We start from the raw sequence: 22,997 nt of genomic DNA on the forward strand, positions 1-22,997 counted from the left end.
GTAAACCGTAGACCAGAAACTGCGCGTGCGCGCGGTTTGGCGGCATGGCCGCAGGAGGAAATTGCATGATGGAAGCGGGCTCCGCCGAGCGCAAACCGCGATTGCTGATCGTCGATGACGAACCGTTCAATCTTGAAATCCTGAGCGAACATCTTGCCGATGCCAACTATGAGGTCGTGACCGCAGAAGACGGCGAAGCCGCCTGGGATTTGCTGGCGCGCGATCGCGCCTTCGACGCCATCCTGCTGGATCGCATGATGCCGCGCATGGATGGCATGGCCTTGCTGGCGCGGCTCAAGCAGCAGCCCGAGTTGTTGCAGGTGCCCGTCATCATGCAAACCGCCGTGGGCGCGGCCGAGAATGTGCGCGAAGGTCTGGCGGCCGGTGCTTATTATTATCTGATCAAGCCATTTCAGCGCGACATGCTGCTGGCCATCGTCGGCGCGGCGGTCGACTTCTATAAAGAAAAGCGCCAGCTCGAACAGCAACTGGTCAGTCAGGCGGGCAGCTATGGCTTGCTGGTACGCGGCGAGTTCTGCTTTCGCACACTCGAAGAAGCGCGCCAACTCACGCTACTGCTATCGCATGCCTGCCCGGAACCGCAACGCGTGGCGCTGGGCTTGTCCGAACTGCTGGTCAACGCAGTGGAGCACGGCAATCTGGCTATCCGCTACAGCGAAAAGACGCGCTTGCTGCAACAAGGCCGTTGGCAGGACGAGATTGAAGCGCGCCTGGCCAACCCGACCTATGCGGCGCGCCAGGTGCATGTGGGTTTTGTGCGCACCGCCAACGAGATCACGGTCACCATCACTGACGAAGGCGAAGGCTTTGATTGGCGGCCGTTTCTGGAATTTTCGCCCGAACGCGCGTTTGATCCGCACGGCCGTGGGATCTCGATGGCACGGATGTTGTCGTTTGACCAGATCGAATACCAAGGCAACGGCAACCAGGTGGTGGCGCGCGTCAGCAAGGCCTGATGGATGCAGCCGTAGCAAAAACGAATGAGGGCGCAGACCCTCATTTTTTATGGCTGCTGGTTTGCTACCCGGCGGGTTTATTCCAGAATCTCGACCGGCATGCCTACGCGCAGCAAGCCGCTGGTTTCGGCGATGACGTTCTGACCAAACTCTGCGCCTTCCGCGCCTTTGCGACGTTTGGCCAGCGTGCGCAGTGGTTCCTGGTCGGCTGACTTTTCTGCGGTAATCGGGTCGACGGTGGTAAATACACAGCGCCCACAGGGCTTGGCGACGCGCAGGATCACGTCGCCAATACGGATACGCTTCCAGCCATCTTCCGCAAACGCTGCACTACCGCCCACCACCAGATTGGGCCGGAACCGCGCCATCGCCAGATCGCGACCTACCCAACTGCTGAGTTCCTGGCGCGAGGCTTCGCCGATCAACAAAATCGGAAAGCCATCAGCAAACGACAGCGGCACTTCTGGCGCGCTGCGCACGCGGCGTTGGGTGTCATTAGTCGCCAGCAAGCGCGCCGGGCGGCCCAGATACTGGCTAAACCAGGTATCCGCCTCATCCGCGCCAGCCCATGCGCCAAAAGTGTCTTTCCACACCGATGCGGTGTGCGGCTGGGCAAACTGCGTCAGATTGACCACCAGCTCGGGCTGGCCCGGCGCGCGTAAGGTCAGCGTGTCGATGCCTACCTCCGCCGTCACTTGCACCAGTTCGGGATGTTCGCGCCCGGTAACCAGACGGCCATTCAAATCGGCCACCATCCAGGCGCGATCATGCGGCAAACCCAGCGGCGTTATTTGCGACTGAGTAACGGCAATGCCAGCGATGGATTTGATCGGGTAATAGAACAGGGCGTCGAGTGTGGGCATGGCGTTCTCCGGTTAGCGCCAGGCAGCTTAAAGGCGCGCCGTTAACGTGTAAACCAGTAGTGCGGCCGCCAGTCACGCCAGCCATGAATGCGCATCGGCTGGCCTGAGTCGATGATGATTGCGCCGTCCAGATCAGTGCGCAGCGCCTTGCTACCCGCTGCGGCATAACGCTGTTCGATTTCGGGATGCGGATGGTTAAAACGGTTGAGATAACCCGCCGAATAGATCACCCACTGCGGTTGCGTCGCATGGACAAAATCTTGCGACGACGAGGTGCGGCTACCGTGATGACCAGCCACCACCACGTCATAACGCGGCAGCGCGTGTTGCTGGATCAGCTCAGCTTCTTGCGCCTTGCCGATATCGGCCGGGATAAGGATGCGTGTGTGTGCGGTGCTGACTTGCAGCACGCAAGAGCCGGCATTGTCGTCCGCAGCCACGGTATCGGGCGGCGGCCACAACATGCTGAACTGCACGCCATCCCAGTCCCAGCGCTGGCCAGCCTGGCAAGCTTGCTGCGCACGTTGTTGCAGGGCGGGCACATCGGGCGCAAGGCTGCCGACGATTTCGCTTACCGGCACGGTCTTTAACAAGGCCGCGACACCCCCGGCGTGATCACTATCCGCATGCGACACCACCAGCGTATCCAGCGCCGCGATGCCGTAGCGCCGTAGCAAAGGCAGGATAGTGCGTTGTGCCTGGCCAGGGCGGCCGGTGTCGAAAAGCAAAGTGTGTTCACGCGTTTGCACCAGCACGGCCAGGCCTTGGCCCACGTCAATGACCGTGGCACGGAACTCGCCCGCAGTAACCGGCGGCGGCTGCAGTGTAAACATGGGTAACAACATGAATAGCGCCAGCGGCCGGCCCGGCGCCCCGCGCGGTGCCAGCGCCAGCAGGATACCTAGCGCGGCGGGTAGCAAAGTCCAGCCTGGTGGCGGCGTCAGCCACGGTGCGGGCAGCCAGGCGATCGTTTGCGTGATCAGCCAGTCGGTGAACGCAAACACGCGCTCGGCTGCCCGCAATGCATAGCCGGTGGGGTCAAGGAGTCCCAACAAGGTGAGTGGCACCACCAACAGACTGACCAAAGGCACGGCGAGGGCATTGGCCAGCGGTGACGCCAATGGCAATCGGCCAAACAGATAAAGCAGTGCGGGTAGCGTGGCGAGCGTGGCGGCGATCTCGGTGCGGCCCAGGTTGCGCCATCCTTTTAGCGGCGCCATGCGATTGCCACCCAACCACAGCAAACCGCCCACGGCCAGGAACGACAGCCACAAGCCTGCCGTGCCGGCCGCCAGTGGATCAAACAGCAACACCACGGAGAGCGTCAGCAGCCAGATCGTGCCGGCAGCCCAGCGGCGTCCACTTAATAAGCAGAGCACCGCAATACTCAGCATTAATACCGCGCGTTGCGTGGGTACGCTCAGACCTGCAAGTGCGCTATAGCCCAGTGCCGCAACCCAGCCGCAGCTCAAACGCCACGCAGGCAGCCGGACCCGTTGCGTGATGGCGGGAATCGAGCGTAATACCCAGCCCGTCAGCGCGCTGACCAGGCCCGCCACCATTGCGATGTGCAAGCCGGAGATCACCAGCAAATGCGAGGTGCCCGCCGCGGCAAAGCGCTCCCATAAATCCGGCTCCACGCCACGACGGTCGCCGACCGCTTCTGCGACTATCACGCCCGCGTACGGCGAGCCCGGCAATACGCGCTGGATGCGGGCGGCGATCTGCGCGCGCAGTTGGTCCCCCCGGGCTTGCCACGCCAGGCCGGGCAAGCGCGTGCCCATGCGCACCGTCGCACTGGCGCCCAAGCCCTGCTGCAACATCCAGGCTTCCTGATCGAATCCACCCGGATTCTGCTGGCCGTGCGGTCGTTTCAGTTTTAGCGCAAGGCGCCAGCGGCTGGCCGCGATGACCTCGGGATGCTCGCCGTACCAGTGCACGGCAATCCGCCGGGGCAAGTCGGGCGTCGCCGTGACGAAGACAAAGCTGCGGCCATAGCGGTCGCTGTGCGGCAGGCCGCTGATATAACCCTCGGCGAAGATCACCCGGCCTTCATCCGCCGTGCTCAGTCGATCCGCCAGCCGCACGTGGGCGCGCAAACTGGCATAAGCAAAGCCCAGCAGCGCCAGTCCCGCCAATGTGCATGCCCAGCGCCAGCGTGGCCCTGCGCAGGCCCCGGCGAGCGTCAATGCCGCACCGCAGGGCAGCAGTGCCAGCAGTACGCTGGCAGGTGGCAACGCGGGTAGCAGCGCCACGGCGCAAATGCCGGCAATCAGCGCCAGCAGCGCAAATGAATAGAGAGATGACATGGGCGCACAGCCTGCCCGTTGCCATCGGTCCGCGGCCAGCTCTGTCCGCCGCATCTTTGCGACATATCAAACCACGGCGGAAACCTCTGATTTGTCCGATGCCCCTGCAGCGCGCCCGCAAAGCCATCTGCTACACTGCCGGGCATGAAAATTCATGACTGTGATGTGTTGATTATCGGGGGCGGCCTGGTGGGCGCGGCGCTGGCCTGCGCATTACGCGATACCGCCTTGTCCGTCATGGTACTGGAAGGCCGCGCGCCCGAAATCGAATGGGACGCCGCCAGCTGGGACAGTCGCATTTATGCCATCAGCCCGGCCAGCCGCCGCTTTCTGACTGGCATCGGCGCATGGCAGCAACTGGATGCCGCCCGCACGCAGCGCGTGGGCCAGATGCTGATTACCGGGGATGACCGTCGCGCCAGGCTTGATTTTGACGCCACTGCAGCGGGTGCGGACGAACTGGCGCGCATTGTCGAATCGCGCGAACTGCAGCGCGCACTATGGCAAACCGCCGCTACGGCCCCGAATGTGCAATTGCTGGCGGGCGTCAAACCGACCGGAATGCAGTTTGATCAGGCCGACGCGACCATCACTCTGGACGATGGCCGTTGTTTGTCCAGCAGGCTTGTCGTGGGTGCGGATGGCGTGCAGTCCTGGGTACGCCAGCAGGTGGGCATCGATGCGCAAGTGCGCCCGTACCAGCAATGGGGCGTGGTGGCCAATTTTGAATGCGCCAAGCCGCATCTGGGCATGGCGCGCCAATGGTTTTTTGACGACGGCATTCTGGCCTGGCTGCCGTTGCCCGGTAACCGCATTTCGATGGTCTGGTCGTGCAATGACGCCACCCGAGCCGAGCTGCTGGCGCTGGATGCCGCAGCGCTGTGCGAACGCGTAGCCACGGCGGGCGATAACGCGCTGGGCGCCTTGCAACTGCTGACCCCGGCGGCGGCATTTCCGCTGCGGCTGGTGCATGTCTCCGAACTGGTGCGGCCCAATCTGGCGCTGGTGGGCGACGCGGCGCATGGCGTGCATCCGCTGGCCGGGCAGGGCGTCAATCTGGGCTTTGGCGACGTTGAGCAGTTGGCCCGTGTACTGAAAGCCGAACCTTCGGCACGCTGTGGTGATCTGATGGTGTTGCGGCGTTATGCCCGCGCGCGCCGCGAAAGTATTTATCTGATGCAGGGCGTCACGCACGCGCTGCAGCATCTGTTTAATAACCAGAATTCGCTGCTCAAACCCTTGCGTAATTTCGGGTTGGGGCTGACTGATCAATTGACGTGGCTTAAGCAACAACTGATTCGCCACGCTATGGACTCTTAAGGACTCATCATGTTGTTTGCAAAATGGGCACGCCTGACCGTGCTGGCAGGTTTGATTGGCGTGACCGCATGCACCGCATCGGCCGCTGAAACCCCTACGGCCAAGCTGGTGCGCGACAAGTTGTCGCAGCAGTTGCAGGGCAAGGAAATCACCAGCGTCACACCGTCGCCGGTTAAAGGTTTGTACGAGGTCGTGCTCAATGGCCATTCGATTATTTATGTGGATGCCAAGGTCGATTACGTATTGTTGGGCGAAATGGTGGACATCAAAAACCGTGCAAGCATCACGCAGGCACGTATGGCTGAACTCAACCGCACCGATTTCAACAAGCTGCCGTTTGACCAGGCATTTAAAGAAGTACGTGGCAATGGCAGCCGCAAACTGGCCGTGTTCTCTGACCCCGATTGCCCGTTTTGCCACAAGCTGGAAAACGAATCGCTGGCCGGTGTGACCGACGTGACCATTTACACCTTCCTGTTCCCGCTCAATATCCACCCGGATGCCGAGCGCAAGTCCAGGCTGATCTGGTGTGCGCCTGATCGCGACGCCGCATGGCGCGCATGGATCGACAAGGGGGTGCTGCCGGAAAACGCCGGTACCTGCGATACGCCGATTGCCAAGAACCTGGCCTTGGGCGAGAAGATGGCCATCAACGGCACGCCCGCGCTAATCTTTGCCAATGGTCGTATTGTTTCGGGCGCGATCCCGAAAGAATCGCTGGAACCGATGCTGGCCAGCGGCGGCCCCGATGCCGCAGCGGCGCAGCAATAAGCGCGTAACGCCGTGATCGGGGCGGCAATGGCTGGGCAGATGAAAAGTCTGCGCAAACATTGATCTAACCCCAGGTGGGGTTATGCCAAATCAATAAAAATCCGGAACCTTGACCCGTTCCGGATTTTTTTTATGGCCAGCAAAACCGACGAGCTGCCGCGTCATCTGCTTTCCTATACGTTTAACAGCAACTATGTGCCGGTGCATCCGGGGCAGGTGCTGCAGCAATGGCTGGGCGGGGTGGATCTGGTTTACGCGGCGCGGCGCACCAGCATCAGCCAGACCATGTTGCTGCGCGTATTTGAAGGCCGCGCCGATATCACGCCGCTGATGGCGCTGCGGCTGAGCGATTCACTGGGCACCTCGCGCGCATTCTGGCTGCGTTTGCAGATGGAATGGGACCTGGCGCAGGCCGATATGCCCGAACGCGCGCGCGGGCTGCGCATTATTGAACGTGGGCCCAGCCGCAAGCGCAAAAAAAATCCGGAAGCCTGAGCGGGCTGCCGGATTTTTGCCTCATCCGCCAAAGCGGGAGCGAGTTTATTTGCTGGCGGCGGTGCTGGGCGTATCAACCACCGGCGTCAACGTATAGCCCGCCTTGCGCAGCAGATTGATCACGCCTTCCTTGCCGGGCAAATGCATTGCACCAATTGCGATAAAGGCATTGCCGGTGGTCAACGGCGCTTGCATGCGTTCTACAAAGCGGTGGTTGCGGTCCAGCAGCAGCGGGCCTTTCAGCCACTGGCTAAACCACGCGCTATCGGCCGCCGACATGCCCGGGTCGGGTTGCTCGGTCACTTTAGCCAGTCTGGCAAAATCGCGTGCCACATAAGCATCGACGGCTTCGGCTTGCTGGCGCACGGTGTCTTCAGGATGGTCGATCAGCGCGTACAACATGGCGTTTTGCTTGTCTTCGGGCATGCTGGCAAACAGACCCAGTTGCTCGGCGATGGTCTCAAAGCCTTGATAGTCCTTGCCGCCTTCCACCGACATTTTCGCCAGTAGCAAATCCAGCGGCAACTGCCCGCGTTCGCGCGGCGGCGTCATCATCAGCATCGCGGCGGCCCAGGTATACAAGCGGCGAGTGGCGATTTCGGGATATTCGCGCGCCTGCATTTGCGGCAGCAGCTTCTGGAAATGCGCGGCGTCGACGTGGTCGGACAGCAAATCGCCTTCGGGGCGGATTACCGTTTTGGCCAGCTCCATCATCATGCTGAAATCCATGCGTACTTCGGTGTACACGTGCTCCGAATTGGCAAAGGCCGTGCTGACCGGCTCGCTAAGCGTAGTAACGCGCGGATCGCCGACGTGGATGGTGCCAAACAGATAAGAAGCAGGCACGCCGCTCTTTTCGATTTTCCACAGCACCGCGCGCGGCAGGGTGTCGGCAGGGGCGGCGGCGCTGGCAGTGCTGGCCAGCAGGGGCAGCAGCAAGGCCATTGCGCTGAGGGCAATCTGGCGGGCAAAGCGGGCAAACATCAAAGCGGTCTCCAGGGGGGCGGTACGGCAAAACGCCTAGTATAGCCATACCCGTGGGCGCGCCGCGTGGCGCCCGGCGAGCTGTCGTATCCACGTTGCAATCGGCATCGCAGGGCATGGCCGGACGCATCTGCGCAGCGCAACAAAGCGCAATCTGGCATAGACTAGAATAATTACGCGCAATTGATAGCTGGTGTCAGACTGATTGCGCTTATCTCCCAGAAGAAGGCGATACTCATGCCCCCGCGCGACCTCGAACTGCTGCACAGTCCCCCTACCGTCACGCCGCGCGGCAGTGCCCCTTTGTTGTTTGTGCATGGCGCTTACGCTGGCGCGTGGTGTTGGCGGGACCACTTTATGCCGTGGTTTGCCGCGCAAGGTTATGACTGCTATGCGCTTAGCCTGAGCGGCCATGGTCAGAGCGCCGGCCGCGATACGCTGGATAAATGGTCCATCAACGATTACCAGGCCGATCTGGCTTGGGCGGTGCAGCAATTGCCGCGGCCACCGGTGTTGCTGGGGCATTCGCTGGGCGGTTTTCTGGCGCAACGGCACGCCCAGCAATACGAGGTGGAAAGCATGGTGCTTCTGGCCAGCGTCGCGCCGTGGGGTTTGTTTGGCTCGCTGGGCTTTATGGCGGTGGCGTCGCCGCACCTGCTGTTGGGGCTCAATCGTTTTCAGTGGCGATTGGGCCGGATGGACGCCGATCTGCACACTGTGCGCGAGCTGTTGTTCTCTGCCGCCTTGCCGCAAAGCGCGCTGCAGGACTTTGCCGACCGCGCGCAACCCGAATCCGCGCTTGCTCTCGCTGAGCTGATGGTGCCGCAACCGTGGCTGGCCTGGGGCAAGGCGCAGCCACCCGCTTGCCTGGTGCTGGGCGCTGCGGCGGATCGCATCATCCCCGTCACCGATGTCTGGGCTACCGCGCGCACCTGGCAAACCGAGCCGGTCTTTCTGCCTGATATCGCCCATGCCATGATGCTGGATTACCGCTGGCAAAGCGTCGCGCAGACCATCCACGACTGGCTGGCGCGCGGCGGCTGATCACAGGACAAGGGCATGACGCAGGACCACGGCATCAGACACGATGATCCGCGCTGGGCGCAGGCGCGCGCCGCAGTGCAGGCCGGGCAGATCAAGCAGGCGGAGGCGCTGTGCCTGGCCATTCTGGAACAGGACGGTGAATCGGCCGCGCGCTTGCACCAGTGCGCCACGCTGCTGGCGGCGGGCAATGATTTATTGCTGGCGCTGGTGTTGACGCAACGCGCCTGCAAACTGGCGCCGGGCGCCTTGCCGCCATGGGCGCTGGCGGGGCAACTGCATGCGCGGCTGGGCCAGTGGCCCGAAGCCGAAACCGCCTTGCGCCGCGCTTTGCAAATGGCGCCCGATGAAGCGGCCCTGCATATCAATCTGGCCAATGTACTCAAGCAGCAACATCAATTTGATGCGGCCCAGGCGGCGCTGGAACGGGCGCTGCGGTTGTCACCCGATAATGCATTGGCGCATTACAACATGGGCAATCTGCTGCGCGACCGTCACCAGCCGCAACAAGCGCTGCAGCATTTCGAAACCGCGCTGGGCGCTGCGCCGCAGCACGCCGATATCCGCTACAACCGCGCTTGCGTGTTGTTTGAGCTGGATCAGCTGGATGCGGCGCGAAACGCCTTCGAACAATTGCTGCGCGACACACCTCAACATGCGCGTGCCTGGCATAACCTGGGCAATACCTGGCGCGCGCTCGGCCAGGTCGATGCGGCGCGGGATTGTTATCAGCGTGCACTGCAGGTGGAAGCACTACCGGTTACCCCCTATGCCCTGGGCACGCTGGACATGCTGTGCGGCCGCTGGGCTGAGGGCTGGGTTGGCTATGAACAACGCTGGACCGCCACCGGCAAGCCACGCCCCACCACCCACTTGCCGCCATGGCAGGGCCAGCCGGTGCCGCCTGCATCGCGCTTGCTGGTGCTGCCGGAGCAGGGGCTGGGTGATCAGATGCAATTCGCGCGCTTTCTGCCGTTGCTTTTGCAGCACTTTGCGACGGTATGCGTGTTGGTGCCGCCGCCCTTGCTGCGCTTGTTGCAGCAAAGCCTGTCGCAACCGGGGTTGCAGTTTGTCGGGCAGGCCCCGGAGGTATCCGGTTTCGATTTCCATATTCCGCTGATGTCGCTGGGCGCGGCTTTGCAGATCGATAGCACAACGATTGCTGCGCACGCGCAACCGTATCTGCGCGCCGCCACGCCGCCAGCGCAAACGGCGAGCGCGAATATGCAAATCGGCCTGGCGTGGTGCGGCAATCCGGCTCAGCCTGATAACCGCTTACGCGGTATCGAAACCGCCTTGTTGCAACCGCTGTTGCACCTGGAGGGCATGCATTGGCACAGCTTGTTATATCAGCGCCTCGAGCCGCTGCCGCCTGGCGTGAGCGACGCCACCACGCACTGGCGCGATATGGCCGATGCGGCCGATACGGTGCTTGGGCTGGATCTGATCATCACCGTGTGCACCGCCACGGCGCATCTGGCGGGCGGGCTGGGCAAGCCAGTGTGGCTGTTAAGTCGCTTTGATGCGGACTGGCGCTGGCAGCGCGCCGGCGCAGATTGCGCCTGGTATCCATCGATGCGCATCTTCCGCCAGCACGCGCCGCGCGACTGGCATGGCGTGATTGCCGAAGTGGCGTTGGCGCTGGAAATGCGCCAGGCCATGCAGGCTTATGCCAAGGGTGCACGCTAAGCGCCGGCTTGCTTTGCCCGCACATGCCCATATCTTTGGCCAGTACCGCGCTGGCGGGTAAAGGAGCAACGCGATGACTGATCATGTAGAAAAGACCGATGCCGAATGGCGTGCCCAATTAACGCCCGAGCAATACCGCGTAACGCGCCAGGCCGGCACCGAACGTCCGTTTAGTGGCGAACTGTACAAGCGCAACGACGATGGCGACTATTACTGCGTCTGTTGCGGCAGCCTGTTGTTTCATTCGGGCACCAAGTTTGATGCCGGTTGCGGCTGGCCCAGCTTTTGGGAAGAAGCGGTGCCGGGTTCGATCAAACGGATCAGCGATTACAGCCACGGCATGCAACGCGTCGAAGTGCGTTGCGCCCGATGCGATGCGCATCTGGGTCATGTTTTCCCCGATGGTCCGGAACCCACCGGTGAGCGTTATTGCATCAATTCGGTGGCGATGACCTTCGAACCCGAGAACTGAATGTCCCCTCCGGCAAGCCCGCGCGCTGACTCAAGCAAGCGGTCGCGGGTTTGCCCGGCTTGTCCTGGATCGGTTTTTGCTGCCACTATTTGCGGCGCGCCCATGCTGGCGCACCGTCTACCGCAGCAATTAAAAAAACCGGTTCAGGAGTCTATATGACCAGCAGTCTGTATTTTAAACGGGGCGTGGTGCTGGCCTTGGCCACCACGCTGGCGGTTGCGCTGGCGGCGTGTGGCAACAAGGAAGCGCCGACCAAGGTCGCCCTTGATGACCAGGACGTGCTGACCACGCTGAACAACTATGTGCAGACTTCGCAGCTGAATTGCGTGGCGATGCCGGTGGCGTTCAATACGCCGGTCGAGAAGAAGTATGCCGAGCTGAAAGAGCCCAACGGCGCGCAGCTGGCGGTGCTGGTCAAACTGGGTTTGATCGCGGAGCAACCGGCCGAAGCGGGCAAGGTGGAGTTTGTGCCCACCGACAAGGGCAAGGAAGTCTACGACGGCCTGCAAACCAATCCGCCGTTACCCGGCTTTTGCAGTGGCACGCTGGCCATCGACAAGGTAGTGAGCACCGAGGCCAAGGAATCGGGTGACAACTATAACCGCGACAAAGTCGTGTACACGCTGAAGCTGGATAACCCGGCCGCGTGGGCTAGCGACGCGGATTTGCGCAAACAATACCCGGACTTCGCCAAACTGGTGGACGGCGCAGGCAAAGACCACCACGACGCCGAAATCGAAAGCCGCGGCCAAGGCTGGCGCGTAATCGAACCCAATGCACTGGCTAAATGAAGCAGCGGTGGCGCCTATATCAAAGCAAAGCGCTGTTACAGGGTCGGTCGAGACCCACCCGTCAAAGTGGCATTGCAAAGCGATGTGGCCTGCGCGGAAGGCTTTGAGTGGTGTGACTGGGCGTCCCCGTCTGACCCACCCTATAACCGTGTACAGACCGGCATAAAAAAAACACCGCCCTCGGGCGGTGTTTTTCTGTGCGGCGCAAAGCAGCGGCAATTACACGCCGAGTTCTTCCACCCATGCCAGCGACTGCACGTGCGCGCGGTTCAGCATGTCCGGCGTAATTTGCAGTTGCTCGCACAAACGCGGCACTTCGCTCATTTCCGGGTCTTCGCATGCTTCGGCCAGTTCGAGGAACGGGCCGTACATGCCGCTGCGCTCCATCAGCGCATCGCTGATGCTTTCCGGCAGGATCAGCGTCTCCAGGATGCGGTCGATCGGCATATCCAGCAGCACGTCCAGCAGCGAGAACATCCCGACGATAAACAGGTTGTCGCGATCCTGGCCATCCAGGAAATGGCTGCCCAGCAATTCCACCAGACGGCCACGCGTCACCGCCGTTTTCAGCAGCGCAGGGGCGGAGCCGGTTTCAGCGCCCGCGGTCACCAGCAACAGCGTCAGCCAGCGATACAGCTTTTGATAGCCGAGAATGGTGACAGCATGGCGGAACGACTGGATTTCGCATGACAGGCCAAAGCCCACCGAATTGATATAACGCAGCAATTTAAAGCTGAGCGCCACATCGCGCTTGAGCGCGTTTTCAATATCGCGAATCTCTGCGTTGTTCCGCAGCATATTCAGCAGATTAAGAATATTGGCGTAGCTTGGGTTGATCACCTTGGCCGACAGCGTTTCCGGGTGGGCAAAGTAATAGCCCTGGAAACAATCAAAGCCGATTTCCATACATTGACGGAATTCTTCTTTGGTCTCGACCTTTTCGGCCACCTGCAACACCGGATATTTGCGCAGTTCTTTGGAAAAGCCCGGTACTTGCGGCATGCCCAGCAACTGGATATCCAGCTTGATGTAATTGGCGTACTCAAGGAAAGGCGCGGTCTGCGGGGTCAGCAGAAAATCATCGAGCGCAACGCCGAAACCCTGCTGACGCAGGTCTTTGACGCGAGCCAGTAATTCGGGCGTGGCCTTGGTGGTTTCCAGCACTTCCAGCACCACGCGTTGCGGGTGCAGCAGCTCAAGAAAATTACTCTCAAGCATCGATTCGGCCACGTTGATGAATGCCAGTTTGCTACCCACCAACCAATCGGTGCCCATATTGGAGATGGTGTTTACCAGCACGTTGGTACCGGCTTGCATATCGCTGGAAAACTCGGCGCTGACCGCTTCTTTGTTCAGGCGGAACAACAGTTCATAACCAATGATCTGTTGCTGACGGTTCAGGATGGGCTGGCGACCGATAAAGGCGTGGTCTTGCGTCATTTCGAGGTCTCGGGCTGCGCGATGCAGCAAAAAGGATCAAGAAGAATCTGAAGAATACAGCGAGATAGCATTCACGCCCACGAGCAACGCAACGCTGGCACATTTTGGTGACACTGCGTTACGCCGTCGTGGGGGCAAATCCGTCGTTATCCTAGGCTACTTTGTCGAGAAAACGCGAGGTCTTAATCGCTGAGTTGTCGGCTCCGGCCGATGAAAGCAAGTCTTCCATGTCAAGGACCAGCACCACAGAGCCGTCGCCCGACAATGTGGCGCCCGCCACTCCGCGCGGCCGGATGTTCTGCAGCGGCTTGATCACCACGTCGTCGCGGCCGACAAAACTGTCGACGGCCAGGATGAACGAATGCTCGGCCGATTGCATCAACACGCCAAACTGCGGTACTTGCGTTTCTTCCCAACCAATCAGACGCGCCAGCGATTTGACCGGCAGAATCTCGTCGCGCACCACGATGGTGGCGCGGCCGGAGACTTCCTGCACCTGGTCGCCACGAATCGTGATGATCTCGCGCACCATGGCCAGCGGCACCGCAAACGGCTGGTCGCACACCTTGACCACCAGCACCGGCAGAATCGCCAGCGTCAGCGGCAGGCTGATGGTAAAGCGCGAGCCCTCGGTTACCGTCGACTGGATGTCGATGCGGCCGTTCAGGCGCTGGATATTGGTTTTGACCACATCCATGCCCACGCCACGACCCGACACATTGGTGATCTGGTCTTTGGTGGAGAAGCCCGGCATAAAGATCAGTTGCAGGCTTTGCTTGTCGTCCAGGCTGTTGGCCGTTTCGATATCGATCAGGCCTTTCTCGACCGCTTTCTTGCGGATCACGTCCGGGCGCATGCCGCGGCCGTCATCGGTAATTTCAATCAGGATATGGTCGCCCACTTGCACCGCCGACAATTCAACGATGGCTTTGGTGGGCTTGCCAGCGGCCTGACGCTCGGCAATGGTTTCCACGCCATGATCCACGGCGTTACGCACCAGGTGGACCAGCGGATCGTTCAGATCCTCCAGCATGGTTTTGTCGAGCTCGGTTTCTTCACCGGTAATGACCAGCTCGACATCCTTGCCCAACTGCCGCGCCAGATCGCGCGCCAGACGCGGGTATTTCTGGAACAGCCGCCCGATCGGCTGCATGCGGGTTTTCATCACCGCGTTCTGCAGATCGCTGACCAGCAGATCGAGCTGGCTGATCGCGTCGTCCAGCGCCTTCAGCGTGGTGGTGTCCATCTTGCCGGACATCACATCGGCGCGCAGCGTGGTCAGGCGGTTCTTGGTCAGGCCGATTTCGCCGGACAAGTTAAGTACCTGATCCAGCCGTACGGTATCGATACGGATGGTGGTTTCTGCCGACGCCGCCAGTTGCTGCGGCGAATTCGACATCGGTTTGTTCTGCACCGGCGCGGCTTTCAGTGGCGGCGCCAGTTCGGTCAGCGGCATCGGCTCGTCGGCGGCTTCAAACACGGCTGCAGGCGCGCTGATAACCGGCGCGGGCGCAGCGGCGGCGGGCGCGTCGATATCCAGCAGCGCGTTGTACAGCATCTGCCAATCGGGTTCATTGCCACTGCTTGCGGCAGCGGTCGGAGCCGGAGCGGGTGCCGCAACGGGCGCGGGCGCCGGGGCAGGGGCCGCGGTTTTCTTCACCGGCGAGCCGCCTTCCAGCACGTTGTCCAGCGCCGCCAGCACACCGGCATCGGCCGGGCCTGGCATGCGGCCCTGCTGCAACATCACAAACATGTCCTGCACGATGGCCGTGGCGGCCAGAATGGTGTCCATGATCTCGGGGTCGAGCGTCATTTCGCCATTGCGCAGCTTGTCGAACAGGTTCTCGGTGCGATGACACAAGCTGACCATGGCATCCACACTGAGAAATCCCGCCCCACCTTTGATGGTGTGAAAGCCGCGGAAAATATCGTTGAGCAGATTACGGTCGTCAGGCCGTTTTTCCAGCTCCACCAGTTTGTTGTCCACGTCAGACAACAGCTCGGTGGCTTCCGTGAGGAAATCCTGCAAGAGCTCGTCCATGCCGGTGAATTCACTCATATCGGCCTCTCTGTTCCAGTTGCATGTGTGTTGCCAGGGTGACGCTTGATGCCAGGGCGATGATCGGCGCGCGATCAGAAGCCCAGGCTTTCCAGCAGGTCATCCACCTGTTCCTGATTGGTGACCACATCGGTACGGCCTTCGGTGTTGACCACCGGGCCATTCAGCAGGCCTTCATCGCGCGCACCTTGCGGCGAGAAGGTCAGCAGAAACTCAAGCAGATGCGTTTCCATTTCTTTGGACATGGTCAGGATTTTCTTGATCACCTGGCCCGTCAGATCCTGGAAGTCTTGCGCCATCATGATTTCCAGCATCTGGCTGGAAATCTGGTCCGACGACGTTTGCGTCTGCGTCAGATGGGTGCGCGTGCGCGCCACCAGCTGTTTGAATTCGTCCACCGACAACTGCTTGGCAAACAGTTTGTCCCAGTCGCCCGACAGCGCCTTGGCGGTATCGGAAATACCATCCTGCAGCGGCTTGGCGGCATCCAGCGCGTTTAACGTGCGCTCGGCGGCCTGCTCGGTCATGTTGGCGACATACGACAACCGGTCACGCGCATCGGGGATTTGCGATGCGGCTTTCTCCAGCGATTTGTCCAGCCCCAGCTCGCGCAGCGTGTCGTGCAATTTGCGCGTCAACTGGCCAATCTGGGTAAACATGGTGCGGGCGGGCTCGGCCATATCGGCCACGCCTTCACCATTCAAGGAAGCCGGCGCCGAAGCGGCCGGTGCCGGCGCAGCAACCGCGGGCGCCGGAGCGCTGTGGTTAGCCTGCACGATACTGTCAAACAGCGCTTCGAGATCGTCTGAATCGCCACTGTTGAGGGCTTGGTCGCTCACGTCGGCCTACTCCTTACCTGTTTTTTGTTCAATTGCCCATGTTGGCGAAAATCTTCTTGAGCTTTTCGTCCAGCGTGGCAGCGGTAAACGGCTTGACGATATAACCCGAAGCGCCGGCCGTCGCCGCTTCGATAATGTTTTCTTTCTTCGCCTCGGCGGTCACCATCAGCACCGGCAGATGCTTGAGCGAACCGTCGGCGCGAATCGCGCGCAGCAGCTCAATGCCGGTCATGTTGGGCATGTTCCAGTCGGTCACCACAAAGTCATACGTGGTGTTCTGCAGTTTGTGCAGCGCGATCTGGCCGTCTTCAGCTTCCTCGACGTTGGAAAAGCCGAGTTCCTTCAGTAGGTTGCGCACGATGCGACGCATGGTGGAAAAGTCATCCACCACGAGAAAGCGCATGTTGTTGTCAGGCATCCTGTTACTCCGCGTCTTCACCGTCGGCCCGTGTTGCCGTTGCGGTGATCATTGATTACGTAGGGTTCAATCCGGACCTGTGCCGTATTACGGATGAGGCCCACACTATTCTGTACGGCACTAGCTTGATGTGGATCAAGCATAGCGCACAAGTCTCATCATTCTCTTATATAGCTATACCCGCTGTCAGCCAGCGATGTAGGGGGAAAGCGTGTCCGCCAGGATCACCGGATCAAACTTGGCGACATACGCATCCACGCCCACGCTCGAACCCATGGCGCGGTTGGCGTTGGACGACAGCGACGAGTGCATCACCACCGGAATCCCGGTAAAGCGGTGGTCCGATTTGATGTGCTTGGTCAGCACATAACCGTCCATTTCCGGCATTTCGGCATCCACCAGTATCAATTTGAGTTTTTCGCGCAACAATTCGCCATCGTGCGTGGCGCGGTTGGCCAGGTTCTGCAACTTGTCCCACGCTTCTTTGCCGTTATTGGCCTGATGGTATTTGATGCCCAGCTTGTCCAGCACGCCCACGATTTCTTTGCGCGCCACCATGGAATCATCCACAAAAAACATGAATGAATCGGGGTCGATATTGGTCGGGGGCAAGTCGGGAATGATGGGCTCGCCAATCACGCTCGACAGAATCTGTTCAACGTCCAGAATCGACACCAGCTTGCCATCGGGCAATTCGGTCAGGGCGGTAATCAACGCTTGATTGCCGGCCAGCATTGATTCGGGCGCGCGCACCTTGTCCCAATCCACGCGGATGATGCGATCGACTTCGTGCACCAGAAACGCCTGCGTGTGTTTGGAGAATTCGGTCACGATCATGGTCGAATCAGCGGTCGACAAGGGCGATTCATTGGTCGAGATAAAGCGCGACAGCGCAATCACCGGAATGATATTACCGCGCAACGAAATCACGCCTTCTACGCCCAGCGGCATATTCGGGGTTTTGGTGATCTTGGGTGTTTGCGATACTTCGCGCACCTTGAACACGTTGATCCCGAAAATTTCTTTGGTGCCTAGCGAGAACAAGAGAATTTCCATCTTGTTCGACCCGGCCAGTTTGGTCCGGGCGTCGACGCTGTCGAGCAGGTTGACTTGTGATTCGCTCATGGTCGCTCCACTGCTTCTTGTCTTGATTGCCACCAGGTTCATTTTTTTATATGCACCCGGATGTCAGAAAACCGGGCATCGCAATCATTGCAACGCCCCTGGAATTACAACCGCGCCGTTTAATCTTTCATCAGATAATTGGCGATGGTTTGCGAAAGCTTATGCGGCTCGAATTTGGATACATAACCATCCACGCCGACCGATTGGCCCAGTTTCTGGTTGGATGCGCCCGACAAAGACGAATGCATCAACACTGGAATCCCGGCAAAGCGCGGATCGCTCTTGATCATTTTGGTCAGCATATAGCCGTCCATTTCCGGCATTTCGACATCGGTCAGCACCAGCTGCACAAAGTCTTTCGCGGTTTTGCCTTGTACATCGGCCGCGGCGGCAATCTTTTGCAATTCGTCCCAGGCGCGTTTGCCGTTAATGGCAAATTGATGCTGGATATTCATGGCGTCCAGCGTGGCCTGAATCTGGCGCCGCGCCACCACCGAATCGTCGGCATAAAACACACGCTTGTCGCTTAAATCGTTGCCCACCTTAACGACCATGCTGGTATCAATGTAATCAGCAGTTTGCGTGGTTTCGGCCAGCACTTTTTCAACATCGAGCATCATGACCAGCTTGCCGGTATCCAGTTCGGTCACGGCGGTGACGAGGCCACCCATCTGGTTGGTCAGCATATCGGGCGGCACGCGCATCGAAGACCAGTCCAGTCGCAGGATGGTGTCGACGGCTTCGACCAGAAAACCCTGGGTATGGCCGTTGTATTCCGACACGATCATGATTTCGGGGCGGCTTTCGGTGGTGATGCCGGCGTAGCGGGCCAGATCAATCACCGGCACCAGCACGCCGCGCAGACTGACCATGCCTTCAACGGAACCGGGCATTTCGGGGGCTTGCGTGATTTCGGGCGTGCGCATCACCTCGCGCACTTTGAATACATTGATACCGAAATTTTCGCGGCGGCCCGACCGTTGATCCACGCCGAGCGTAAACAGCAGGATTTCCAGCTTGTTGGTACCGGCTAGCTTGGTGCGCGCATCAATGTTTTTCAGAAGGTCGGACACGGTGAAAACTCCATAAACGAATCAGCATTTTGCTGCCAGTATTCGTAAGTATTCCGAATGAATTGCGTAAATACGGCAATATGCCGGATAGATATGAACGCAGTGTATCGAGTGTGTGTTAACGACAAAAGGCAGAGAGGTCCTAGTTGCACAATAGACGCATAAAAGGTAGGGCGTGAATTACGATCGTTATAATGCAAAACGAATGCCGTCACAAGGATGCTAGATCATGGCTGAACACGCTGCCAGCATGGACCCGCGTGAACTCGAAGAGGCCTTTTCGCTGTTTACGGAAGCCTCAAAACAATTAAGCGATGCGTATGCCGATCTGCAACAACAGGTTGAATTCCTGACAAAACAACTTGAAATCGCCAATGGCAATCTGCGGCGCGAACTCGAAGAAAAAGCAGCTTTATCACGTCGGCTTACGGTTTTGCTGGAGCAATTGCCGGGCGGCGTGGTTGAAGTAGACGAACGTAATCAAGTGGCGGCGATGAACCCGGCCGCGCGCGCCATGTTGGCGCCATTGCAACAAGGCGACGATTGGGGCGGCTTTAGAGCGCAAGTGCTGACGCCGACCTCGTCCGATGATTTGTGGGTGTATCCGCGTAGTCAGGGGGCGCTGCGGCTCAATATCAAAGAGAGCGCAATGCCCGCCGAAAGCCGGCGCATTTTGCTGGTGCAGGATTTAACCCAGAGCTGGGCGCTGGAACAAGCGCTGGCGCGGCATCAACGCCTGGCCACCATGGGCGAAATGGCGGCGGGGCTGGCGCACCAGTTGCGCACACCGCTGGCCACCGCACTGTTGTATGCAGGCCACCTGGCCAAGCCGGTGTTGCCCGAAGCCGACCGCATCCGCTTTGGCGAAAAAACCCTGGCGCGGCTGCGTCATCTGGAAACGCTGATCCAGAACATGCTGGGCTTTGTGCGTGGTCAGGATATGCGGCTGGAAGCAGTGGAACTGGCGCAGACCCTTAACGAAGCGGCTCAGACATTACAGCCGCAATTGGAGGCGCGTAACCTGCATCTGAACCTGATGCTGCCAACAGATGAAATATTGGTACTGGCTAACCGCAAGGAATTGCTTGGCGTAATCCTCAATCTCCTTGACAATGCCATGCTGGCTTCGCCCGACGGCGCAGCCATCCAGCTTGCGCTGGACCAACTGGCAGGCACTGCGGTGCTGCGGGTTTCGGACCAGGGCAGCGGCATGTCGCCGCAAGTGCAAGAACGATTGTTTGAGCCGTTCTTTACCACCCGCAAAGAGGGCACGGGCCTGGGCCTGGCCATCGTGCGCAATCTGGTGGCGCACTGGGGTGGAGAAATTGCGGTGCGCTCTGCGCCAGATCAAGGCAGTGATTTTACGATCCGGTTGCCAGTTTCCCGCAACACAACTAATGTTTGATTGCAGTTGATAGCAGCGGCGCGCCCGGCGGGTGGCCTGGCAACTGTAGTCAGTAAACCCAAGTAACTAGCTAAAGGTTGAATCGCTCATGACGCCCACTGTTCAGGTCGAAGGGGATGCTGGCCGTGTCATTCTCTCGGGACAGTTCGATTTCAGTGCCCACCGCGAATTTCGCCAGGTGTGCGAATCGCTGATCGGCAATTCCGCGATCAAGGAAGTCCTGGTTGACTTCCAGAACGTCAACTACCTCGATAGCTCTGCCCTCGGTATGTTGCTGCTGCTGAAAGAAAAAATCGGCGCAGCCAACAAGACGCTGGCTTTGGTTAATTGCCGCGATACCGTCAAGCAAGTGCTCGAGATCGCTTGTTTCGGCAAGATCTTCACCATCCGCTGAGCACATATATCGCATGAAAATCCTCGTTGTCGACGACACCGAGGCGGTACTGCTGCTGATTTCGCGTTTTGTGGAGGCGTTGGGACACACCGCCATCCAGGCGCGCGATGGCGCACAAGCCGTCGCGTTGTGGCGCCAGGCGCAACCAGATCTGGTCTTGATGGACATGATGATGCCGGTCATGTCCGGCCCCGAGGCTGCAGTCGCCATCAAACAAGAGGCGGGTGAGTCCTGGGTGCCGATCGTGTTTGTCACCGGCGTGGGCGAAGAAAACCGCCTGGCCGAAGCCATTGAACGCGGTGCCGATGATTACATCTCCAAGCCCGTCAACTTCCGCGTCCTCGAAGCCAAACTCAAAGCGTTTAACCGTACGCTCGAACTCAATCGCAAGGTTCGCGAGCAATCCATCAAGCTGGCCAGCTATTACGATCGCGCCGAAGAAGAAAAGCGCGTGGTGCAGCATTTGATGGACCAGATGGTGAACGCCGAGCGCCTGTATGACCCCTTGCTCGATTACTGGTTATCGCCCGCCGAAAGTCTGTCGGGCGATCTGATTGCCGCCGCGCGCACGCCCGGCCAGGTGTTGTATGTGATGCTGGCCGACGGCATCGGCCACGGCCTGACCGCCGCGCTGAACGTGCTGCCGCTAACGCAACCGTTCTACAGCATGACCGAGAAGGGCTACACGCTCTCCGACATCCTGGTGGAGATGAACAACAAGGTGCGCCAGGTGCTGCCCGTCGGGCGCTTTGTGGCTACCGTGTTGATTGCCATCGACGAAGTGGCCGGTTGCGTCGAGATCTGGAACGGCGGCATGCCTACTGTGCAGTTGCTTAACCGCGCAGGCGATGTGGTCACGCATTGGCGTTCCGCGCATTTGCCGCTGGGCATTGTGCCAACGCAAAGCATGGAAACCGCCACCGAACGCTATTACTACAGCGAGCCTGGCACGCTGGTGGCGTATTCCGATGGCTTGATCGAAGCGCGCGCGCCCGATGGCGAGGCCTTCAGCGAAGGCCGTTTGCTGCAGTTGCTGCACGACACACCGGGCCCCGATCGCCTGGAACATTTCAAGAACACATTGGCCGACCACCTGGCTGGCGAATCGCATCACGACGATATCTCGCTGGTGATGATCCGCTTTGGCGAACGCGCCGCGCTGGCCGCGCCGCAACGCAATCCGCATACCGACGATGTGGATATCCAGGCGCTGGTGGGCAGTGGCGACAGCATGTGGCGCTACACCTTGTCGCTGGGCGCCGAAGAACTGCGTTATATCAATACCGTGCCGTTCATGATGACGTTTGTGAATGAAATCAAGGCATTGGTAAACAGCCAGTCTGATGTATTCCTGATTTTGACCGAGCTGTTTGTCAATGCGCTCGACCATGGCTTGCTGAATATGGATTCGGCGCTCAAGCAAGGCGAGCAGGGCATGGAGCGCTATCTACTGGAACGCGCCAGCCGCCTGGCAGATCTGAAGCAAGGCGTGATCGAAATCGATCTGGCCGGCCTGCGCATCAATGGTCGCGATGTGTTGCGCATCCGGCTGAAAGACACCGGCGCCGGTTTTGATTACAGCCGCCACACCGAACTGGTGCCCGGCGATATGCGCAGCGCCCACGGCCGCGGCATTTTGCTGGTGCGCTCAATGTGCGCCTCACTGCAGTTTCTGGGCAGCGGCAACGAGGTGGTTGCGCACTATATTCCCGCCGTCAACGCATGAGGGTGCAGCGCGTCTGCAGCTGGCCCGCCATGCGGACTACTCCTGGGGGCGGGCTGCGTGATGCGAGTGCTAATCTGCAAGCATTGCCCGTTATCCCAAGGATCACCTCATGATGACCCGGCCTGCCGGCTCAGCCATCAATAGCCCCATCGGCGTGCCCAGCCTGAGCGCAGACGTGATACTGCCGCTCAAGCCGCGTCCGCCGGTGTGTACGGGGCCGGTGATCGTGGTCGGCGCATCCACAGGCGGCACCGAAGCGCTCAAGACGTTTCTGCTGCCTTTTGCCAAAGACGCGCCGCCGATCCTGATCGCGCAACATATGCCCGAGAGCTTTACCCATTCGTTTGCCGCGCGGCTGGATGCCATCTGCACCGTTAAAGTGAAAGAAGCCGAACAAGGCGAGCGTTTGTTGCCCGGCCACGCCTATATCGCCCCGGGCCATTCGCATTTGCTGCTGGCCAATATCGGCGGGCATTGGGGCTGCGAATTGTCGCAAGGCCAGCCGGTCAACCGGCATCGGCCCTCCGTGGATGTGTTGTTTCGCTCGGCCGCTAACCTGGGTGGACGTCAGATTGTCGGCGTCATCCTGACCGGCATGGGCCGCGATGGCGCGCAAGGCATGCTGGAGATGAAACAATCCGGCGCGCGCAACCTGGCGCAAGACGAAGCCAGCTGCGTGGTGTTTGGCATGCCCAAAGAAGCCATCATCAGCGGCGGGGTAGACGAAGTGCTGCCGCTCAAGGATATTGCGGCCCGGGTGCTGGCCTTGCTGCGCACTCCGCCCCGCTGAAACCGCGCGCGGCGCG

Annotated in this window: 21 protein-coding genes; 12 read left to right on the top strand and 9 right to left on the bottom strand. The window is 60.0% G+C overall.

The window, feature by feature from the left end:
• Positions 1 to 65 precede the first annotated feature (65 nt).
• Positions 66 to 977 (top strand): response regulator, encoded by a 912-nt coding sequence (locus WG78_RS11305; RefSeq protein WP_236692022.1) that lies wholly within the window; start codon positions 66 to 68, stop codon positions 975 to 977.
• A 77-nt stretch (positions 978 to 1,054) separates the two neighbouring features.
• Here the strand turns inward: WG78_RS11305 and WG78_RS11310 are convergent, their stop codons facing one another.
• Together WG78_RS11310 and WG78_RS11315 are read right to left on the bottom strand one after the other, a co-directional pair.
• Entirely contained in the window at positions 1,055 to 1,840 is a 786-nt protein-coding gene (locus tag WG78_RS11310) for an MOSC domain-containing protein (RefSeq protein ID WP_053937924.1), read from the bottom strand.
• 41 nt (positions 1,841 to 1,881) lie between these two features.
• Positions 1,882 to 4,149, bottom strand: a complete 2,268-nt coding sequence (locus WG78_RS11315) for a DNA internalization-related competence protein ComEC/Rec2 (RefSeq protein ID WP_053937925.1) — start codon at positions 4,147 to 4,149, stop codon at positions 1,882 to 1,884.
• A gap of 144 nt (positions 4,150 to 4,293) precedes the next feature.
• Between WG78_RS11315 and WG78_RS11320 the strand changes: the two genes are divergently transcribed.
• From WG78_RS11320 to WG78_RS11330, 3 genes are all read left to right on the top strand, one after another.
• Positions 4,294 to 5,469 carry a UbiH/UbiF family hydroxylase gene (locus tag WG78_RS11320; RefSeq protein WP_053937926.1) on the top strand — a complete coding sequence of 392 codons (1,176 nt, stop codon included), beginning with the start codon at positions 4,294 to 4,296 and terminating at the stop codon, positions 5,467 to 5,469.
• Positions 5,470 to 5,478: 9 nt separating this feature from the next.
• Positions 5,479 to 6,240, top strand: coding sequence for a DsbC family protein (locus tag WG78_RS11325; RefSeq protein WP_053937927.1), 762 nt, complete (start codon positions 5,479 to 5,481; stop codon positions 6,238 to 6,240).
• Positions 6,241 to 6,372: 132 nt separating this feature from the next.
• Positions 6,373 to 6,735 carry a HigA family addiction module antitoxin gene (locus WG78_RS11330; protein ID WP_053937928.1) on the top strand — a complete coding sequence of 121 codons (363 nt, stop codon included), beginning with the start codon at positions 6,373 to 6,375 and terminating at the stop codon, positions 6,733 to 6,735.
• Positions 6,736 to 6,780: 45 nt separating this feature from the next.
• Here WG78_RS11330 and WG78_RS11335 read toward each other — a convergent pair whose 3' ends face one another.
• Positions 6,781 to 7,719 carry a TraB/GumN family protein gene (locus WG78_RS11335; RefSeq protein ID WP_053937929.1) on the bottom strand — a complete coding sequence of 313 codons (939 nt, stop codon included), beginning with the start codon at positions 7,717 to 7,719 and terminating at the stop codon, positions 6,781 to 6,783.
• 237 nt (positions 7,720 to 7,956) lie between these two features.
• Between WG78_RS11335 and WG78_RS11340 the strand changes: the two genes are divergently transcribed.
• The 4 genes from WG78_RS11340 to WG78_RS11355 all read left to right on the top strand — a co-directional run bounded on the left by WG78_RS11340 (position 7,957) and on the right by WG78_RS11355 (position 11,712).
• Positions 7,957 to 8,763, top strand: coding sequence for an alpha/beta hydrolase (locus WG78_RS11340; RefSeq protein ID WP_053937930.1), 807 nt, complete (start codon positions 7,957 to 7,959; stop codon positions 8,761 to 8,763).
• Between the two features lie 15 nt (positions 8,764 to 8,778).
• Positions 8,779 to 10,449 (top strand): tetratricopeptide repeat protein, encoded by a 1,671-nt coding sequence (locus WG78_RS11345; RefSeq protein ID WP_053937931.1) that lies wholly within the window; start codon positions 8,779 to 8,781, stop codon positions 10,447 to 10,449.
• A gap of 73 nt (positions 10,450 to 10,522) precedes the next feature.
• Positions 10,523 to 10,921 (top strand): peptide-methionine (R)-S-oxide reductase MsrB, encoded by a 399-nt coding sequence (gene msrB / locus WG78_RS11350; protein WP_053937932.1) that lies wholly within the window; start codon positions 10,523 to 10,525, stop codon positions 10,919 to 10,921.
• A 155-nt stretch (positions 10,922 to 11,076) separates the two neighbouring features.
• The gene (locus tag WG78_RS11355; protein WP_053937933.1) at positions 11,077 to 11,712 is read left to right on the top strand and encodes an SEN1982 family lipoprotein; all 636 of its coding nucleotides are present in this window, start codon (positions 11,077 to 11,079) and stop codon (positions 11,710 to 11,712) included.
• A 219-nt stretch (positions 11,713 to 11,931) separates the two neighbouring features.
• On the opposite strand, the gene WG78_RS11360 is transcribed toward WG78_RS11355, so the two are convergent.
• From WG78_RS11360 to WG78_RS11385, 6 genes are all read right to left on the bottom strand, one after another.
• On the bottom strand, positions 11,932 to 13,152 hold the full coding sequence (locus WG78_RS11360; protein ID WP_053937934.1) for an EAL and HDOD domain-containing protein: 1,221 nt from the start codon (positions 13,150 to 13,152) through the stop codon (positions 11,932 to 11,934).
• 151 nt (positions 13,153 to 13,303) lie between these two features.
• Complete coding sequence (locus tag WG78_RS11365; protein WP_053937935.1) at positions 13,304 to 15,211, bottom strand: chemotaxis protein CheA; 1,908 nt, start codon at positions 15,209 to 15,211, stop codon at positions 13,304 to 13,306.
• A 74-nt stretch (positions 15,212 to 15,285) separates the two neighbouring features.
• Positions 15,286 to 16,050 carry a protein phosphatase CheZ gene (gene cheZ, locus WG78_RS11370; protein ID WP_053937936.1) on the bottom strand — a complete coding sequence of 255 codons (765 nt, stop codon included), beginning with the start codon at positions 16,048 to 16,050 and terminating at the stop codon, positions 15,286 to 15,288.
• A gap of 28 nt (positions 16,051 to 16,078) precedes the next feature.
• Positions 16,079 to 16,468 (bottom strand): chemotaxis response regulator CheY, encoded by a 390-nt coding sequence (cheY, locus tag WG78_RS11375; protein ID WP_083458937.1) that lies wholly within the window; start codon positions 16,466 to 16,468, stop codon positions 16,079 to 16,081.
• Positions 16,469 to 16,654: 186 nt separating this feature from the next.
• Positions 16,655 to 17,593, bottom strand: coding sequence for a chemotaxis protein (locus WG78_RS11380; RefSeq protein ID WP_053937938.1), 939 nt, complete (start codon positions 17,591 to 17,593; stop codon positions 16,655 to 16,657).
• A 119-nt stretch (positions 17,594 to 17,712) separates the two neighbouring features.
• Positions 17,713 to 18,666 carry a chemotaxis protein gene (locus tag WG78_RS11385; protein WP_053937939.1) on the bottom strand — a complete coding sequence of 318 codons (954 nt, stop codon included), beginning with the start codon at positions 18,664 to 18,666 and terminating at the stop codon, positions 17,713 to 17,715.
• Positions 18,667 to 18,895: 229 nt separating this feature from the next.
• Here WG78_RS11385 and WG78_RS11390 point away from each other — a divergent pair, with 229 nt between their 5' ends.
• From WG78_RS11390 to WG78_RS11405, 4 genes are all read left to right on the top strand, one after another.
• Positions 18,896 to 20,071: a sensor histidine kinase gene (locus tag WG78_RS11390; protein WP_053937940.1), complete on the top strand. Its 1,176-nt coding sequence runs from the start codon at positions 18,896 to 18,898 to the stop codon at positions 20,069 to 20,071.
• An 88-nt stretch (positions 20,072 to 20,159) separates the two neighbouring features.
• On the top strand, positions 20,160 to 20,465 hold the full coding sequence (locus WG78_RS11395) for an STAS domain-containing protein (protein ID WP_053937941.1): 306 nt from the start codon (positions 20,160 to 20,162) through the stop codon (positions 20,463 to 20,465).
• 13 nt (positions 20,466 to 20,478) lie between these two features.
• Positions 20,479 to 22,191 (top strand): fused response regulator/phosphatase, encoded by a 1,713-nt coding sequence (locus tag WG78_RS11400; RefSeq protein WP_053937942.1) that lies wholly within the window; start codon positions 20,479 to 20,481, stop codon positions 22,189 to 22,191.
• A 109-nt stretch (positions 22,192 to 22,300) separates the two neighbouring features.
• Entirely contained in the window at positions 22,301 to 22,981 is a 681-nt protein-coding gene (locus tag WG78_RS11405; RefSeq protein WP_053937943.1) for a chemotaxis protein CheB, read from the top strand.
• Positions 22,982 to 22,997: the final 16 nt, after the last annotated feature.

The organism is Amantichitinum ursilacus (assembly GCF_001294205.1).
GTDB classification, from domain to species: domain Bacteria; phylum Pseudomonadota; class Gammaproteobacteria; order Burkholderiales; family Chitinibacteraceae; genus Amantichitinum; species Amantichitinum ursilacus.

Excerpts from the sequence above, each read along its gene's own strand:
- WG78_RS11310 (WP_053937924.1), bottom strand. The coding sequence starts at position 1,840 with ATGCCCACACTCGACGCCCTGTTCTATTACCCGATCAAATCCATCGCT.
- WG78_RS11325 (WP_053937927.1), top strand. The coding sequence starts at position 5,479 with ATGTTGTTTGCAAAATGGGCACGCCTGACCGTGCTGGCAGGTTTGATT.
- WG78_RS11400 (WP_053937942.1), top strand. The coding sequence starts at position 20,479 with ATGAAAATCCTCGTTGTCGACGACACCGAGGCGGTACTGCTGCTGATT.
- WG78_RS11330 (WP_053937928.1), top strand. The coding sequence starts at position 6,373 with ATGGCCAGCAAAACCGACGAGCTGCCGCGTCATCTGCTTTCCTATACG.
- WG78_RS11340 (WP_053937930.1), top strand. The coding sequence starts at position 7,957 with ATGCCCCCGCGCGACCTCGAACTGCTGCACAGTCCCCCTACCGTCACG.
- WG78_RS11365 (WP_053937935.1), bottom strand. The coding sequence starts at position 15,211 with ATGAGTGAATTCACCGGCATGGACGAGCTCTTGCAGGATTTCCTCACG.
- WG78_RS11345 (WP_053937931.1), top strand. The coding sequence starts at position 8,779 with ATGACGCAGGACCACGGCATCAGACACGATGATCCGCGCTGGGCGCAG.
- WG78_RS11320 (WP_053937926.1), top strand. The coding sequence starts at position 4,294 with ATGAAAATTCATGACTGTGATGTGTTGATTATCGGGGGCGGCCTGGTG.
- msrB (WP_053937932.1), top strand. The coding sequence starts at position 10,523 with ATGACTGATCATGTAGAAAAGACCGATGCCGAATGGCGTGCCCAATTA.
- WG78_RS11335 (WP_053937929.1), bottom strand. The coding sequence starts at position 7,719 with ATGTTTGCCCGCTTTGCCCGCCAGATTGCCCTCAGCGCAATGGCCTTG.
- WG78_RS11315 (WP_053937925.1), bottom strand. The coding sequence starts at position 4,149 with ATGTCATCTCTCTATTCATTTGCGCTGCTGGCGCTGATTGCCGGCATT.
- WG78_RS11360 (WP_053937934.1), bottom strand. The coding sequence starts at position 13,152 with ATGACGCAAGACCACGCCTTTATCGGTCGCCAGCCCATCCTGAACCGT.
- WG78_RS11305 (WP_236692022.1), top strand. The coding sequence starts at position 66 with ATGATGGAAGCGGGCTCCGCCGAGCGCAAACCGCGATTGCTGATCGTC.
- WG78_RS11405 (WP_053937943.1), top strand. The coding sequence starts at position 22,301 with ATGATGACCCGGCCTGCCGGCTCAGCCATCAATAGCCCCATCGGCGTG.
- cheY (WP_083458937.1), bottom strand. The coding sequence starts at position 16,468 with ATGCCTGACAACAACATGCGCTTTCTCGTGGTGGATGACTTTTCCACC.
- WG78_RS11355 (WP_053937933.1), top strand. The coding sequence starts at position 11,077 with ATGACCAGCAGTCTGTATTTTAAACGGGGCGTGGTGCTGGCCTTGGCC.
- WG78_RS11380 (WP_053937938.1), bottom strand. The coding sequence starts at position 17,593 with ATGAGCGAATCACAAGTCAACCTGCTCGACAGCGTCGACGCCCGGACC.
- WG78_RS11395 (WP_053937941.1), top strand. The coding sequence starts at position 20,160 with ATGACGCCCACTGTTCAGGTCGAAGGGGATGCTGGCCGTGTCATTCTC.
- WG78_RS11390 (WP_053937940.1), top strand. The coding sequence starts at position 18,896 with ATGGCTGAACACGCTGCCAGCATGGACCCGCGTGAACTCGAAGAGGCC.